The 15,614-nt window shown below is 71.5% G+C and carries 12 protein-coding genes; 6 read left to right on the plus strand and 6 right to left on the minus strand.

From position 1 onward, the window contains the following. The first annotated feature begins 32 nt into the window (after positions 1-32). A complete protein-coding gene (locus OG490_RS01175) occupies positions 33-3,461 on the plus strand; it encodes an endo-alpha-N-acetylgalactosaminidase family protein (RefSeq protein ID WP_330294379.1) in 3,429 nt (1,142 codons plus the stop codon). A gap of 138 nt (positions 3,462-3,599) precedes the next feature. Here OG490_RS01175 and OG490_RS01180 read toward each other — a convergent pair whose 3' ends face one another. Both OG490_RS01180 and OG490_RS01185 read right to left on the minus strand, forming a co-directional pair. Continuing rightward, positions 3,600-4,121, minus strand: coding sequence for an allene oxide cyclase barrel-like domain-containing protein (locus OG490_RS01180; RefSeq protein ID WP_330294380.1), 522 nt, complete (start codon positions 4,119-4,121; stop codon positions 3,600-3,602). A 182-nt stretch (positions 4,122-4,303) separates the two neighbouring features. Continuing rightward, positions 4,304-4,831 (minus strand): winged helix-turn-helix transcriptional regulator, encoded by a 528-nt coding sequence (locus OG490_RS01185; RefSeq protein ID WP_330294381.1) that lies wholly within the window; start codon positions 4,829-4,831, stop codon positions 4,304-4,306. A 101-nt stretch (positions 4,832-4,932) separates the two neighbouring features. Here OG490_RS01185 and OG490_RS01190 point away from each other — a divergent pair, with 101 nt between their 5' ends. Next, a complete protein-coding gene (locus OG490_RS01190) occupies positions 4,933-6,333 on the plus strand; it encodes an MFS transporter (RefSeq protein ID WP_330294382.1) in 1,401 nt (466 codons plus the stop codon). Between the two features lie 99 nt (positions 6,334-6,432). Here OG490_RS01190 and OG490_RS01195 read toward each other — a convergent pair whose 3' ends face one another. Then, positions 6,433-6,873 (minus strand): hypothetical protein, encoded by a 441-nt coding sequence (locus tag OG490_RS01195; RefSeq protein WP_330294383.1) that lies wholly within the window; start codon positions 6,871-6,873, stop codon positions 6,433-6,435. A gap of 169 nt (positions 6,874-7,042) precedes the next feature. Between OG490_RS01195 and OG490_RS01200 the strand changes: the two genes are divergently transcribed. The 3 genes from OG490_RS01200 to OG490_RS01210 all read left to right on the plus strand — a co-directional run bounded on the left by OG490_RS01200 (position 7,043) and on the right by OG490_RS01210 (position 11,366). Further along, on the plus strand, positions 7,043-8,245 hold the full coding sequence (locus tag OG490_RS01200) for a cytochrome P450 family protein (protein WP_330294384.1): 1,203 nt from the start codon (positions 7,043-7,045) through the stop codon (positions 8,243-8,245). A 287-nt stretch (positions 8,246-8,532) separates the two neighbouring features. After that, a complete protein-coding gene (locus OG490_RS01205; RefSeq protein WP_330294385.1) occupies positions 8,533-10,335 on the plus strand; it encodes a GNAT family N-acetyltransferase in 1,803 nt (600 codons plus the stop codon). After that, entirely contained in the window at positions 10,332-11,366 is a 1,035-nt protein-coding gene (locus OG490_RS01210; protein WP_330294386.1) for a 3-oxoacyl-ACP synthase III family protein, read from the plus strand. The genes OG490_RS01205 and OG490_RS01210 overlap by 4 nt, the downstream gene beginning before the upstream one ends. Before the next feature lie 160 nt (positions 11,367-11,526). On the opposite strand, the gene OG490_RS01215 is transcribed toward OG490_RS01210, so the two are convergent. The 3 genes from OG490_RS01215 to OG490_RS01225 all read right to left on the minus strand — a co-directional run bounded on the left by OG490_RS01215 (position 11,527) and on the right by OG490_RS01225 (position 15,220). Then, the gene (locus OG490_RS01215) at positions 11,527-12,894 is read right to left on the minus strand and encodes an oxygenase MpaB family protein (RefSeq protein WP_330294387.1); all 1,368 of its coding nucleotides are present in this window, start codon (positions 12,892-12,894) and stop codon (positions 11,527-11,529) included. A 252-nt stretch (positions 12,895-13,146) separates the two neighbouring features. Continuing rightward, entirely contained in the window at positions 13,147-14,472 is a 1,326-nt protein-coding gene (locus tag OG490_RS01220) for a peptide MFS transporter (RefSeq protein ID WP_330294388.1), read from the minus strand. A gap of 334 nt (positions 14,473-14,806) precedes the next feature. Beyond that, positions 14,807-15,220 (minus strand): GNAT family N-acetyltransferase, encoded by a 414-nt coding sequence (locus tag OG490_RS01225; protein WP_330294389.1) that lies wholly within the window; start codon positions 15,218-15,220, stop codon positions 14,807-14,809. A 204-nt stretch (positions 15,221-15,424) separates the two neighbouring features. Between OG490_RS01225 and OG490_RS01230 the strand changes: the two genes are divergently transcribed. Next, positions 15,425-15,613: a hypothetical protein gene (locus OG490_RS01230; protein ID WP_330294390.1), complete on the plus strand. Its 189-nt coding sequence runs from the start codon at positions 15,425-15,427 to the stop codon at positions 15,611-15,613. The last annotated feature ends 1 nt before the right edge of the window (position 15,614 follow it).

Genomic DNA, 15,614 nt, shown 5'->3' on the forward strand with positions numbered 1-15,614 from the left:
GGACCCGTACCGGACCCACCCCAGGGAGTCCCATGAGACCGCTACGCCCCACGTCCCTCCTGTGCGCGGCCGCCCTAGGCCTCGCCGCCGCGCTGGCGGCCGGTACGGCTCCAGCCACCGCCACCGCCACGGCCGCCGCCACGGCCGCCGCCGGGACCGTCACCATCGCCTCGCCCGCCCTCGCCGTCCAGGTCGACACGGCCTTCCCGCGGGTCGTCCAGTACACCGACCAGGCCAGCGGCGCCGTCCTCTACGGCAACGAGGACCCGCTCACCCAGGTCGTCCTCAACGGCGCCGCGCAGACCCCGGCCGTCTCCAGCACCGTCGCGGCCGACCACGTCGACTACACCCTGGCCTTCGCCAACGGCGACACGGTCAAGGCCACGCTGTCCGTCAGCGGCAACGCCCTCACCTTCGCCGTCACCTCGATCACCGACAGCGCCGTACCGATCGCCTCGCTCTCCGTCCCGCAGCACAACCTCGTCTCGGTGCGCAGCAGTCAGGCCGGCGCCGCCGTCGAGACCACCCGGATGAACACCAACACCACGGGTACCGGGGACACCTTCACCCAGCTCACCTCCGGCACGACGGCCGACGGCGCGGCGCAGGGTGCGATGTACGCGATCCTCAACACCGGTTCCCTCGCGGCATCGATCGCCACCAACTCGTACTACGACAGCCCGTCGGGCCAGAACTCCGCCGACAGCGGCCGGATCCAGAAGCAGACGGTGGCCGAGTCCGGCTACCGGCGGGCCGGTCTGTGGAGCGGGGACTGGCTCCACCGGGCCGCGGGCGCCTCCGGGACCGAACCGCTCCCCTACGCCAAGGTGGTGGTCACCGGTGACCGCAACGCGGACTCCACCGTCGACTGGCAGGACGGCGCCATCGCCTTCCGCTCCATCATGACCAGTCCGCAGGGCTGGGAGGACACCGCCCGCCGCGTGGTCCAGCGCATCCCGTACAACTTCGCCTCCCAGGCCACCCACCCGTTCCTCCAGACGCTGGACGAGACCAAGCGGGTCGCCCGGGCCACGGACGGCCTCGGGCAGTTCGTCCTGCTCAAGGGGTACGGGTCCGAGGGCCACGACTCGGCGCACCCCGACTACGGCCTGGTCGGCGCCCGGCAGGGCGGCGCCGCCGATCTGAACACCCTCGTCGCGGCGGGCGCCGGATACAACGCCGACATCGGCGTCCACATCAATGACACCGAGGCCTACCCGGTCGCCCGGTCCTTCGACCCTTCGCTCCTCAACAGCGCTACCTCGGACAAGGGTTGGGACTATCTCGACCAGTCCTACCACCTCAACTACCGCCTGGACGGCACCAGCGGCAAGCGGCTCGCCCGCCTGCAGGAGCTGAAGTCGGTCGCCCCGGACCTCAAGTTCCTCTACGTGGACACCTGGTACGGGGACGGCTACACCTCCCAGGCCCTGGCGCGCGAGATCAACGGCCTCGGCTACCAGCTCACCACCGAGTTCCCCGACAAGTTCGAGGACCAGTCCCTCTGGTCCCACTGGGCCAACGACCTCAACTACGGCGGCAGCAACTACAAAGGCGTCAACTCCCAGGTGGCGCGCTTCATCCGCAACCAGCAGCGCGACGACTGGATCGCGGGCGACCCGCTGCTCGGCGGCGGCACCCTCACGGCCTACGAGGGCTGGCAGGGCACCAAGGACTTCACCAACTTCATCAACACCACCTTCACCACCAACCTGCCCACCAAGTACCTCCAGGGCTTCACCATCCGCAAGTGGGCCGCGAACCGCATCGACTTCGACGGCGGAGTGAGCGCCACCCTGAGCGGCAACACCCGCACGATCAGCAAGGACGGACACCCCGTGCTGATCGGCGACAGCTACCTGCTGCCCTGGAGCCAGGGCGGGGAGTCCAAGCTCTACCACTGGAGCGCCTCCGGCGGATCCTCCACCTGGAACGTGCCCGCGTCCTGGGCGCAGAGCGGCACGGCCAAGCTGTACAAGCTCACGGATCAGGGCCGTGTCCTGGTCGGCGACCTCCCGGTGACCGGCGGCAAGGTCACCCTGACGGCCGCCGCGAAGACCCCGTACGTCGTCTACCCGTCGGCCGCGCCCGCCCAGGCGGACGCCGGATTCGGCGAGGGCGGCCCGGTCCGAGACCCCGGCTTCACCTCCGGCGACCTCTCGAAGTGGACGGTCTCCGGGTCCGCATCCGTCACCCGCAACGCGGTGGGCCAGTCGCAGCTGTCCATCGGGGCGGGAACCGCCTCCGTCGCGCAGCAGCTCACGGGCCTGACCCCGGGCACGTACGCGGCGAGCGTGTACGTCTCCACGACCACCGGCCGCAGGGCCACTCTGGCGGTGACCCCGACGGGCGGCACGGAGCAGAGCGTCTACGCCACGAGTTCCCCGTACAAGAACAACGTGGGAGCCGACGAGAAGAACGGCAGCACGATGCAGCGCATGCGGGTGCTGTTCGACGTCCCGGCGGGGCAGTCCACCGCCACCCTGGCCCTGCGCGCCGACGGCGCGGTGGGAACGGCCGGCTTCGACGATGTGCGCGTGGTGCGCACTGCACGCAGCCCGCAGGGCGGCCACGCCTTCGCCGAGGACTTCGAGAACGTGGACGCCGGCTGGTACCCCTTCGTCGTGGGCTCGGCGGGTGGCTCCACCGCCGACCCGCGCACGCACCTCGCCCAGCTCAACGCCCCGTACACGCAAGCCGGTTGGAACGGGAAGCTGATCGACGACGTCCTCGCCGGGAACAACTCCCTGAAATCCCACGAGGAACGGCCCGGGCTGCTCTACCAGACCATCCCGCAGACCCTGCGCTTCGAGCCGGGACACCAGTACCGGGTGGCCTTCAAGTACCAGCAGTCGGTGGCCGGGGACTACGCCTTCACCCTGGGAGCCGGCACGGGACAGGTCTCCTCCGACACGCTCCCGCAGGCCCGGACCACGACCACCTTCACGAAGACCTTCACGGCCGCCGCGGACGCCTGGATCGGCATGCGCAAGCTGACGGCGGAGACCTCCGACTCGGACCGGGACCTGGTGATCGACGATCTGACCGTCGACGACCTGGGGGTCGTCACCTCGGCCAACCTGGCCCTGTCCAAGCCGACCACGGCCTCCTCGGTCCAGTCGGCGGACTACCCGGCCACGGCCGCCACCGACGGCAGCGCCACCAGCCGCTGGTCCTCGGCCTTCGCCTCCGACCCGCAGTGGATCCAGGTCGACCTCGGAGCCGTCAAGAACGTGAACCGCGTGGTCCTCGACTGGGAGGTCGCCTACGGCAAGGCGTACAAGGTCCAGCTGTCGGACGACGGCACGACCTGGCGGGACGCGTACTCCACCACCACGAGCGACGGAGGCACGGACGACCTCACCGGGCTGAACGCGAGCGGTCGCTACCTCAGGGTGACCGGCACCCAGCGCGCCACGGGCTACGGCTACTCGCTGTGGGAGATCGAGGCCTACTCCTGACCGACCGACCGACCGACCGACTGACCGACTGACGGCCCGATCGACCGCCTGCCCCGTGCAGCGATGCGCCCCGCCGACCCGTCGAACCACGACGGGATCCGGCGGGGCGCCGCTGTGCTTCCGACCGGGCGGGGTCGGTCAGAGGTAGAGGTCGATCGTGAAGCGCCGAATGCCCGTACCGATCGTGTCGGCGTGGACCGTGCCACGAGCCCGGTCGTACTTCCCGGTGCCGCCGGTGATCGCGTTGTCGAACGAGGGGGGAGGGCCCGGGTTGAGGATGCCGAAGTACAGGCCCTGCGCGGTGAGCTGGCCGCCCGGGAGGCTGTAGGTCACGACGCACTCCTCCGCTCCGCCGGCGTCCCCCGGCAGCGCCGCCCGGGTGGTGGTGCAGAAGCCTCCGGTTTCGCCGACCTTCTTGTCGTTCTGGTCGTAGAGGTCCGAACGGACGACGGTCCGGTCGCCCTGGGCGGCGGGGCCGCCGGGGTTGACGGGGAAGCGCGTCTGTTGTGCGAGCTTGCCGACGAGTGTGATGACCTGGTGTTTGCTCTTGTCTTGGGCGGAGTGGGTGTCCGTCGCTGCGGCGGCCGCGACAGGGGCGCAGGCGAGGAGGGTGACCAGCGCAGTGGCCGCGCCGAGACAGGCCGCTCGGATGGGGCGCATCGTGTGGCTCCTGAGGTTGATGCTCATGGATGGTCGGGCGATGAAATGCTCATGCGATTTCATTCATAACCTCGGCCCTGCCACCTCTCCCGACGTCCCGGCACGACCCACCGGCAGATCCGACCGATCGGACCAAACCGAGACGCGGGACAGCCCGCCCGACCGGACGAGCCCTGCGGAGTTCAGGAGCCTTCGGTCGGCCCGGCCCGGTCCCATCCGGGCGCCCGCACGTCGAGGGTGAGGCTTCCCGGTCCGACCTCCTCGCCGCAGGTCCGGCACGTCGACGCCGGATCGAGGTCGTGCTCGGCGTCGTGCTCGGAGCCGGGCCTGCCGTGGTGCCGGAAGGCGATCGGCGGAGTGTCCACCGCCCAGCGGTCGCCCCAGGTCAGCAGCGCGCGCATGACCGGTGCGAGATCGCGGCCGGCCTCCGTGAGGTGGTACTCGAAGCGCAAGGGGCGCTCGTTGTACGCGCGGCGCTCGACCACGCCCGCCTCTTCCAGTGCGCGCAGTCTGGCGGCGAGGCGGTCCCGGGGGGCGCCGGTGTTGCGGACGATCTGGTCGAAGCGCTGGTTCCCGTAGAAGATCTCGCGGATCGCCAGGAGGGCCCAGCGTTCGCCTACGAGTTGCAGCGCGGCGGCCACGGAGCACGGCCGACCGGGCACTTCGGGGTGCGGAACCGCGTTCTCGCCCTGCTTCGCATTCGAGGTCACCCCTCCATCCTCCCCCGAGTCCATTGCGTTTTCAAACTCACCTGACTAGCCTCCGGCTCATGACAGTTGGAATTTCAAACTCACCAAGAGCGTCCAGAGCCGTGTTCGTGACGGTCGCGGCCGCCGTCTTCATGTCGAACCTCGACCTCTTCATCGTCAACGTGGCCCTCCCGGAGATCGGCGGATCGTTCGGCGGCAGCGGCCTCGGCTCCCTCTCCTGGGTCCTCAACGGCTACGCGATCGTCTTCGCGGCGCTCCTCGTGGTCGCCGGCCGCGTCGCCGACCGCACCGGCCACAAGCCGGTCTTCCTGACCGGCCTGGCGGTGTTCACTCTCGCCTCGGTCGGCTGCGCACTCGCCCCCGGCGTCGGGACGCTGGTCGCAGCACGGCTCGTACAGGCCGCCGGCGCCGCGCTGCTGATGCCGACGTCGCTCGCGCTGCTGCTCGACACGACGGCGCCCGAGAAGCGCGCCGCGGCGGTTCGGGCCTGGGCTTCGATCGGCGGGATCGCCGCTGGACTCGGGCCGGTGGCCGGTGGGCTCCTGGTCGAGGCCGGATGGCGTTGGGTGTTCATCGTCAACGTGCCGGTGGGGATCGCGACGTTCGCGCTCGGGGTCAAGGTGCTGCCGTCGCCGGGACGCGCCGGGGCGCAGAAGAGTCCGCTGCCCGACCTGTTCGGCGCAACCCTTCTCACCGGATCGATCGCCACGCTCGCGCTCGGCCTGGTCAAGGCTCCCGACTGGGGTTGGGCGAGCGCCGGCACCCTCGGCGGCCTGGCTGCCGCGGTGCTGCTCGGCGTCTGGTTCGTCCTGCGCTCGGCCCGCCACCCCGTGCCGATCGTCGAGCTGCCGCTGCTCCGGGTTCCGGCGTTCGCATCCGCGGCGGCCGCCCTGACGCTGTTCACGGTCGCGTTCGCCGGAATGCTGCTCGGCGCGGTGCTGTGGTGCCAGGGCGTGTGGGGCTACTCGGCCCTGCGCACCGGCTTCGCCATCGCGCCGGGCCCCCTGCTGGTGCCGCCGGTCGCGTTGCGGATCGGGCCGGCCGTCGCCCGGTTCGGTGCGGGGCGCATCGCGCTGGCGGGAACCGTCCTGTTCGCGGCCGGCATCCTGTGGTGGGCCGCGACGCTCGACACCGGATCGGCCTACGCGGCTTCGCTCCTGCCCGGCATGATGCTGACCGGCCTCGGCGTCGGCATGACGCTCCCGGTGCTGACCGGGGCGTCCGCGGCCGCCCTGCCGCCCGCCCGCTTCGCCACCGGCTCGGCCATCACCTCGATGGGCCGCCAGATCGGCGCGGTCCTCGGCGTCGCGATCCTGGTCGGCATCCTCGGCACCTCGGCCCACGGACCCACCGTCGCCGCGTTCCGGGAGGGCTGGTACGCGGTCGCCGCGGCGTCCCTGCTCGCCGCGTGCGCGACGGTTCCGCTCGTCCGCAGGCCGCGGCCGGCCGCCACCACTGAAGTGGCCGGGGTCGCGGAGTCCGCGAAGGCCAGTACCGCCTGAGAGGCGGGTCCGGCTCGTGGATGGACGGACCGGACCCGCACTCGCAGGTCCGTCAAGGGGCCGCCCGCGCCTTCGCGCCGGTCGGCCGATGGTCCCCGGTCAGCGGCGGCCGGTGGACAGGACGACGAGGAACTGGCCGCCGCCCGCCTCGATGTCGGCGGTCACCTTCATCCCCGGCACCAGTCGGGAGAACCGGTCCACCAGCCAATCCGCCGCCTCCTGGGCGTCCTTCTTGGTCGGGCAACGGCCCACCATCTCGCGGCCGCCCTTGCGCTCCAGCCTGGCGGCGACGGCGATCAGCGGCGCGGGTTCGACCACGTACAGGCGGTCCGGCCAGGCGATGACCACCTTGACCGCACCCTTGCGGGTGTTGCACCCGCGGTGCGCGAGCCGCTCGGCGACCTTGGCCTTCCGGTCGGCGGTCCGGCTGTCGACGCTGGGCCCCCGCGGGTCGTTCACCGACTCGTCGGGGTCGACCGGTTCGTCACACACCCAGCAGCGCCAGCCGTCGCGCTCTGCCACATCATCAAGGAGGCTCACCCGAGCAAACTACCTGCCCGGCCGCCACCCCGCGCACACCAGGGCCCCGGCAACGTCTCGGCACCGGCCGGCAGCATGAAACGGGGACAGCACCCCATTTCCTGGTGTAGCGTCATCCGGGTGAAACGGGGAGCAGTCCCCGCTTGGTCTGGAAGGAAGGGAACCCGTCATGCCTGCCCCGACGCTCGAGGAACTCGCCCCCGTGGGTGCCGATTTCACCGCCGACCCCTACCCCGTCTTCGCCGCACTGCGCGAGAAGGGCCCTGTGCACCAGGTACACGTTCCCGGGACCGGTGACGTCTGGCTCGTTCTCGGACGCGACGAGGTGCGCGCCGCACTCAGGGACGCCCGGCTGCGCAACGACATACGGCACTCCGCGACGTGGGAGAGCGACGGCGGCAACGCCATCGGGCTGAACATGCTGCAGACCGACGCCCCCCAGCACACCCGTCTGCGCGCCCTGGTCGCACGGGAGTTCACCGCCGGGCGGATCGAGGCGATGCGGCCGCGCGTACGGCAGATCGCCGACGGACTCCTCGACTCCCTCCCCCCGACCGGGACCGCCGATCTGGTCGCCCGCTACGCCCTGCCGCTGCCCCAGACGGTCATCTGCGAACTGCTCGGAGTCCCCTTCGAGGAGCAACACCTCTTCCACGCCTGGTCGACCGAGCTCGTGGCGCCGTCCTCCCCCGCCGCGGCGGGTGCAGCCGCCGGCGAGATGAGCGCGTACTTCGCCGCGCTCATCGCCGCCAAGGCCGGTGACCCCGGCCCGGATCTGATGAGCGCCCTGGTCCGGGCCTCCGCCGCGGAGGACGGGCTCTCCCCCGAGGAACTGCTCGGCATGGCCTTCCTGCTGCTCGTCGCGGGACACGAGACCACGGTCAACCTCATCTCGGGCGGAGTCCTGAACCTGCTGCGCCACCCGGACCAGCTCGCCGCGCTCCGGGCGGACCCGCGCCTCCTCGACGGCGCCGTCGAGGAGATGCTCCGCCACGACGGACCGGTCACCTCCGCGGCCTTCCGGTACGCCGCGGAAGCCGTGGAGATCGCGGGGGTGCGCATCCCGGCCGGCGACAGCGTGATGCTCTCCCTGGCCGCCGCATCCCGCGACCCCGGCCACTTCCCCGATCCCGACCGCTTCGACATCCGCCGCGCCGCACAGGGGCACCTCGCGTTCGGCCACGGCATCCACCACTGCCTGGGCGCACCGCTCGCCCGCGTCGAGGGGCGGACCGCCTTGGCCAGGCTGCTGCGGCGCCTCCCCGACCTGGCCCTGGCCGTCGACCCCGACTCCCTCGTGCGCCGCCCGGGCACCATGCTCAGGGGCCTGACCGCCCTGCCGGTGCGGTGGTCCCGGCGGCTCCCCGCGTGATCTCACCGCCGATGGCGCCGGCATCCGTACCGCACGACGATCCCGGCACCCGTGTGCGTACGCGGGTGCCGGCAAGGCGGGGTGAGCGGGCTGGTTCCGCTTCGGTGTGAAACCGATCTTGAGGGCGCTCGTTGTGACTTCGGGAGTGCGCTGGGTGTGCGCCCCAGGAGCGCAGCCGAACGGCGTGCGCTGGGCGAAAGGTGTGATTGTTCGTGAAGGGTGTTTCTACGGGTACGGGGGTGCCGTGGCATGTATCGGCGTTCCGTTTGGGGCCGGAGGAACCGGGAGTGGCCGAGTCGGTGGGGCTGGTCCGGGAGTTGCGGGCGAGGATCTTGTTCGATCGCGGGCGGCGGCCCGACTTCCGGGCGGCGGACGGTTCGTACGCGGACAGTCAGGAACTGGATTTCGGGGCCTGGCACTTCATCGCCCGACGGGAGGCGGACGGTCGCCCGCTGGGCTACGTAAGGCTCTCGACGCCGCAGACGGGCGAGCTGTTCCAGACCCGGGCGTATCTGGGGGCGGGGCGGTACGAGGAAGTGCTGCGCGAGTACGGCCTGGGTGTCGCGGAAACGTTTGAGCACAGCCGCCTGGTGGTGGAGCACCAGGCACGCAAGCTGGGCCTGGGGGTCTACCTGAACGCCTTCGCCATCGCGGCCGCGCGCTGCCTCGGCGCCAAGGCGATGATCGGGACCTCGGGTACCGCTGACGGGCAGGATCGTTTCCACGAACGGTTCGGATTCCGCCCGGTGCCCGGAACGCGCCGCTACGTGGAGCACTACACCGAAGACGTGGTGATCATGCTCTACCGGGCCGCACAGCGGGCCGGGGAGTACGCCGACCTGATCGAGCGCCTGGAAGAGGACTTCCCGGCCGCCACCGTATCCGCCCGGCAGGCCGGGCTGGGCGCGGCCGTCGAGGCCTGCCTGGCTCCGGGCGCGGACACCCGGCGCCCGGTCGGCGCCGTCGCGGCCGGTCGAGGGCGCGGCGAGGCCGACACCGAGGCCGCGGCACGCTGGCGGCCGGTCCTCTACGACCTGGGGCGGGAGCAGGACCGACGCGGCTTGGAGGCGCTCCTCGACTCGGGCGGGGTACGCCAGATCCTGGACACGGTCGACGAGCAGCTGAGGGAGCTGGTCACCAGCCGCGAGCCCGGGCTGCGTTCATCGGCGCAGGCGGTGGAGCGGGCCGTGGCGGAACAGCTGGACGGGACCCCCGCGCACGACTACGGGATCTGGGCCTTCTACCCGTGGTCGGGACGTCTGGTGCACCTGCTGCCCCGCGAGGAGTTCCGCCTGGTGCGCACGGACCGCAACCGGGGCCGGATCGAACGCCCGGAGCAGCGAAGGCTGTTGGAACGCCGGGTGGGCATCATCGGGCTTTCGGTCGGTAGCAGCGCGGCCCTGACCTTCGCGATGGAGGGGATCGGCGGCGCGTTCAAACTGGCCGACTTCGACAGCCTGAGCGTCTCCAACCTGAACCGGCTGCGCGCGGGCGTGCACCACCTGGGTCTGAACAAGTGCGTGATCGCGGCCCGTCAGATGGTGGAGATCGACCCTTGGCTGGACATCGAGATCTACCCCGGCGGTCTGACCGACGAGACGATGGAGGACTTCTTCTCCGGTGGCGCAGGCCCCATCGATCTCCTCGTGGAGGAATGCGACACGCCCTACGTGAAGTTCGCCGCCCGCGAGCGCGCCCGGGCCCTGGGGATCCCGGTCGTGATGGACGCGAACGACCGGGGGCTGCTGGACGTCGAACGGTTCGACCTCGAACCCGACCGGCCGCTGCTGCACGGCCTGCTCGGTGAGACGACCTCCGCCGATCTGGCCGACCTCACGCCGCAGGAGGCGGTCGACGCCATCCTCACGATGGTCGATCGGGAGCGCATCAGCCCGGAGTTGACCGCCTCGATCACCCAGATCGGCGTCACCCTGAGCAGCTGGCCGCAGCTCGCCTCGGGTGTGGCGCTCGGCGGAGCACTGACCGCGGACGCCGCCCGCCGCATCCTGCTGGGCCAGCCCCGCCCCTCGGGCCGTTTCTACACCGACCTCGAACTCCTCACCGCTGCGGACCGGAGCACCCTGGTATGACCCTCGCCCCCGAACTCGCCGCGGACACCCACACCGGCACCGGGCTCCCGGTTCCCTTCGCGATCGCGGGCACCGGCCTGCACCTGCCGCCGACGGTCGTGACCAACAAGGACCTCACCCGGAACCTGAGGACCAGCGAAGAATGGATCACCTCCCGCACCGGGATCCGTGAACGCCGTCGCCTGGCACCCGAATTGGCCACCTCCGACATGTGCGTGGCCGCCGCCCGCCCCGCACTCGAAGCAGCCCGGATCGACCCCGCGGACCTGGACGCGGTCATCGTCGCCAGTTACACCGCCGACCAGCCCCTGCCCTCGACCTCCGTCATCGTCAAGAACTCCCTCGGTGCCACCCGGGCCATGGCGCTCGACGTCGCCCACGCCGCCTGCGCTTCCGGTGTGCATGCCGTGCTGCTGGCCGCACACCTGTTGCAGAATCCTTCCATCTCCACCGTGCTCGTCATCGGCGCCGACTGCGCCTCCCGCGTCATCCGCCCCACTGACCGCACCGGCGGGGTCTTCTTCGGCGACGCCGCCGCCGCGGTGGTGCTCACCCGCGCCGACACCCCGGGAGCCGGGCTGCTGTCCTACGACATCGGCTCCCGGCTGTCCTACGCCGTCCAGATCCCCGGAGGCGGCTCACGCCTGCCCACCAGCGCAGACACCCTCAGCACCGGCGCCCACTACGTCTCCATGGACGGACCCGCCGTATGGGAGACGGCGACGACCCGCCTCCCCCAGAGCATCACCAACGCCACCCGCGAAGCCGGCCTGACCCCCACCGACATCGACCACTACTTCTTCCACCAGGCCAACATCAACATCCTCGACGAAACGCTCCGCCGCCTGGACATTCCCGCATCCCGAGCCCCCATCACCCTCGACCTCCTCGGCAACACCGGCGCCGCCGGCCTCTTCACCGCCCTCCACCACACCACCACCGCCGGCAAACTCCGCCCCGGTGACACCTACGTCATGTGCGCCATCGGTGCCGGCTTCCACTGGGGCACGCTCTGCCTGCGCCAAGCCTGAAACGCCCCGGCAGGTGACCGGAGTTCGCGGCGCCTAGGCAGCTTCTGAGGGCTCTTGCCCGGACGGCGGACCTCCCGCCGTCCGGGCACGAGTCGGTGAGGGTACGTCGGCAGCCGACCACTCGGTCCTGGACCGCGGTCGGCGGATCCGCGGGTCCGCGTCAGGGGCGGCCCAGGAGGGCCGTCCCGGCGGTGGATTCCGTGGCGGCGGTGAAGAACTCCGTGAACGCTGTGACGAACTCCTCCTCGCTGATCCTGCCGTCGCCATCGGCGTCCAGCTCCCGGAAGCCGTCATTGAGCTCGGCCGGGTGCACGCGGGAGCCGCCGAAGAGGATGCGGTACTCGTCCGCGCACAGGTGCCCGCTGCCATCGGTGTCCGCGGTCCGGAACAGGGCGCTCATCGCGGGCCGCAGGCCGTTCTCCAGGTACTCCGGGTCCTGGTCCATGCCCTTGAGCATCGCGGACACGAACTCGGCGCACTCGACCGCGCCGTCGGCGTCCGCGTCCGTGCCCGCGCACAGTTGCCTCCACCAGGTCTCGAACGCGGCGTAGAGACGGTCCTCGTGGGCGGCGGGCAGTTCGAGCTGCCAGCACACGTTGTGGACCATGGCCTGGAGGTCGGCGGAGTCCACGCGGCCGTCCCCGGTCTGATCGAGTACCTGGCGGAAGAAGGCTTCCAGGCGGGCCGGCCGGGAGTCGGCCGTACGGGGCCGGGGCAGGCGCGGTGACGTCGACCGGCGGGCTTCGGGTCGGCCCTCCCCGTCGGACTGGCCGCGGTAGCGCAAGTGGTCCGGCAGCCGGGTCATGACCTGGCGCATGCCGCGGTGGACCACCCAGGACAGGGTGGCGGCTGTCCGGGTCCGGGGCGTACCGAAGCGCTCGTGCCAGGACGGGGGCAGGTCGGCGATGGTGAGGGTGGTCAGGGTGCGGGCAGCCACGGCGCGCAGCAGCGGCCAGGCGGGCCGCAGCCGCCCGAGGCGCCGGGGCGCGGGGGCCTCGCGCAGCATGTCGAAGAGCAGGTAGCGGACCGGGTCGCCGAATTCGAGGACTTCGCGGACGGTCCGCTCCACATAGCCGGGCACATCGGCGGCGGTTGCCGGAAGGACGTCGCCGGTGATGCCGAGGGCCTCGCAGACCTCCTTGAACTCGGCGTACAGGACGTCGAGTTCAGCCGGGCTCAGAGGGTCGCCGGACAGCTCGCGCATGGCTGTCATGGCCTCGTACAGCGTCACCATCACCCAGGCCCGGACCTCCGGGTCCTCGGCGCTGTACGGGCGCCCGGCGTCGTCGGTGCCGCGGATCCTGCGGTGGGCGCGCTCCAGGCGGGCGATCTCGCGCTGCCGCTCCTCCGGGCCCGCGAAGAACAGCCGGCTGCCGCTGTCCATGGTGTGCTCGATGCGCCGCCACGGGTGGGCGCGGTAGGTGGAGTAGCGGGCGGTGCCGGCCGCTACGACGGGGTGCGCGGTCTGCAGGACGAGCAGCCGCCAGGCCACGAGCCCGATGCGCCATTCGCCGAGGGTCTGACGCATCGGGCCGGGGCTCGGGGTGGGCCCAGGGACACGGACAGGGTCAGGGACAGCGGCCGGGTCGGGGTCATGGTCAGGGGTCGCGGGTAAGGGCAAGTGGGTCATGTGGTGCTCCTGAGGGCGGTGGGGCCAGCAGGGCGTACAACGGCTTCGGCGGGCATTCGGGGCCGGTCGGCACCGTGGATCACCCTCATGTGGGCGGCCCCGAACCCCTGCGCGCATGGCGCCGGACCTGAGCCGGATGCCGCATGGGTGTCATTCGCCGGTCAGGAGTCGCAGCTTCGGTGTGGCCGCGGCCATGGCGAGGCCGGCTGCGATCGCCAGGCCTCCGAGCGCGATGTAGAGGGCGGCTCCGGTCAGGTGGGTCGCCACCTGGCTGCCGATGGCGTCACCCGCGGCGGCGGCCAGGAAGAACAGGCCCACGAGTTGGGAGCCCGTACCGGGCGGAGCCAGCTTGTGGCTGATGGACAGGCCGGTGGGGGCGAGGAACAGCTCGCCCATGCTCAGCAGGACGTACAGGCCGACCAGCCAGAGCAGCGAGATGTGGGCGCCGCCGGTGGCATGGCCCGCGGCGAGAGCGAGCAGGAGGAACGACAGCCCGCCGAGGACGAGGCCCGAGGAGAACTTCGCGGGCGAGGAGATCCGTACCTTGCGCCATACGAAGGCGAGGACTCCGGCGAAGGTGATGGTCATGACGGGGTTGAGGGCCGCCTGCCAGGTGACCGGGATGCCCATCATGTCGACGTGGTCCGCCGCGAACAGCTGCACGTTGGACCCGGCCAGGTCGAAGATGCAGAAGAAGGCGACGGCCGCCGCGAACAGCCGCACGTAGGCACGGATACCGGCCCGTCCCCGCTCGTCGAGATCGGTGCGGCGCAGCAGCTTGACGATGCAGCCGACCGGTACGACGACGGCCAGGACCGCGAACGCGGTGAGCGCGCCCGGCAGCGTCAGCGTTCCGCTCGCCCGGGCCGCGGCACCGACGGCGAGCACACCGGCCGCGCTCCACAGGGTGCGGACGGCCACCGTGCGGGCTTCGGCGCGGGTGAGTGGGCGGCCCGGTGCGTCGGCGGCCTCGCGGAGGCTGCCGGACGACTGGAAGACGCACAGGCTGACGGCCATGGCGACGGCTGCCGTGCCGAAGGCGACGTTCCAGCCGAAGTGCAGTCCGAGCCAGCCCACGAGGAGGGTCGCGGCCAGGCCGCCGACGTTGACGCTCGCATAGAACTTGCTGTAGGCCGCGTCCCGTTCCTGGTCGGTCCGCTCGGCGTAGAGCTTCCCGACCATGGCGGTCATATTGGGCTTCTGCAGGCCGGTGCCGACCGCGATCAGGACGAGCCCGGCACAGACCCCGGCCGCTCCGGCCTCCAGGGCGAGCGCGATGTGCCCGACCAGGATGGCGATGCCGCCGGTCAGGGCGGTCCTACGGGCGCCGAGCAGCCGGTCGGCGATCCAGCCCCCGGGCAGGGCGGTGAAGTAGCAGGCGGACAGGTAGGCGCCGACGAGGGCCACCGCCGTGCCCTTCGACATGCCGAGACCGTGTGCGGTGTCGATCAGGAAGAGCACGAGGACCGCGCGCATTCCGTAGAAGGACCGCTAAGGAGAACCGCTCGGCTGCTTCGCTCAGGCACAGCGGCAGCAGACCCTTGCGGGTGCGGTTCTCTGCGATCACCTCCGCCCTCTGCTCGGTGCACGTCGACATGGTGGTCTTCCAGTCTCTCGGGATTCCTTCCGCATGTCCGCGGCGTCCTCCTCCAGGGAACACCGGGTGGCGTGCGGAGCACACCGGCCGAAAGGCCACGGTCGTCCGCGATACAGGACTCGGGACCTCCGGCCCCCGCCCATGGGCCGCCCCTTCCCCTCCTTTCGGCCCCTACCGGGTCCGGCACTGCCGCAGTGCGCGCGGGTGCCGTGGCTACGTGTTGGCCGGGCCGTCCATGGTCCAGGCGGAATCGTGGGCGGTGAATCCGATGTGCGGGTAGTAGTCCACGGCCGCCGGGGCCGAGAGGAGGATCAGCTTGGCCTGGGGGGCGGAGTCCCGGGTGGCGCGGATGAGGTCGCGGCCCACGCCCTTGCCCTGGTACGCGGAGTCGACGGCGAGGTCGCTGAGGTACGTGGAGTACGCGCCGTCGGTGATCGAGCGGGAGATCCCGATGAGACGGCCGTCCTCGTCGCGGGCGACGATGACGAGGTTGGCGCCCGCGAGCATCCGGGTGAAGCGCCCGGTGTCCTCCACGGGGCGGCGCTCGGCGAGGGTCGACGCCCGGTACAGGGTGGCCACCTCCTCGACGTCCAGGGCGCCGCCGATGACCTGCTCACACTTCCACATGCTGCTACAGCTCCTTGCTGAGGTCCGCGCCGAGTTCTGCGCCGAGTTCTTCGAGTCGGGACTTGAGGTGGCTCCGGTGGCGAGGAACCGCCGGGGATCGACGAGGCCGTCGGGGACGGCGACCCCCCGGGCCGCGAGGGCGCCGGCCAGTGGGGTCTCCGTACGCCAGGCCTCCTCGGCGGCAGCCTGGACGAGCCGGTACGCGTGCTCGCGCTCCGCGCCGTCGGCGACCAGGCCGAGGAAGACACCTCGGAGGAGTGGACGAGGCCGTGGGTCTGGTCGATGTTGCGGGCCATCCGCTCGGGGAAGACCTCCAGGCGCCGGATGACCGCGGCGGGCCCTCTGGAATGGATCAGCAAGCGCATGCTCGGCCCGGTCCCCTCCAACGGCTGAC

This window comes from Streptomyces sp. NBC_00503, from assembly GCF_036346895.1.
GTDB lineage: Bacteria > Actinomycetota > Actinomycetes > Streptomycetales > Streptomycetaceae > Streptomyces.

Excerpts from the sequence above, each read along its gene's own strand:
- OG490_RS01175 (WP_330294379.1), top strand. The coding sequence starts at position 33 with ATGAGACCGCTACGCCCCACGTCCCTCCTGTGCGCGGCCGCCCTAGGC.
- OG490_RS01180 (WP_330294380.1), bottom strand. The coding sequence starts at position 4,121 with ATGCGCCCCATCCGAGCGGCCTGTCTCGGCGCGGCCACTGCGCTGGTC.
- OG490_RS01200 (WP_330294384.1), top strand. The coding sequence starts at position 7,043 with ATGCCTGCCCCGACGCTCGAGGAACTCGCCCCCGTGGGTGCCGATTTC.
- OG490_RS01210 (WP_330294386.1), top strand. The coding sequence starts at position 10,332 with ATGACCCTCGCCCCCGAACTCGCCGCGGACACCCACACCGGCACCGGG.
- OG490_RS01215 (WP_330294387.1), bottom strand. The coding sequence starts at position 12,894 with ATGCGTCAGACCCTCGGCGAATGGCGCATCGGGCTCGTGGCCTGGCGG.
- OG490_RS01220 (WP_330294388.1), bottom strand. The coding sequence starts at position 14,472 with ATGCGCGCGGTCCTCGTGCTCTTCCTGATCGACACCGCACACGGTCTC.
- OG490_RS01225 (WP_330294389.1), bottom strand. The coding sequence starts at position 15,220 with ATGTGGAAGTGTGAGCAGGTCATCGGCGGCGCCCTGGACGTCGAGGAG.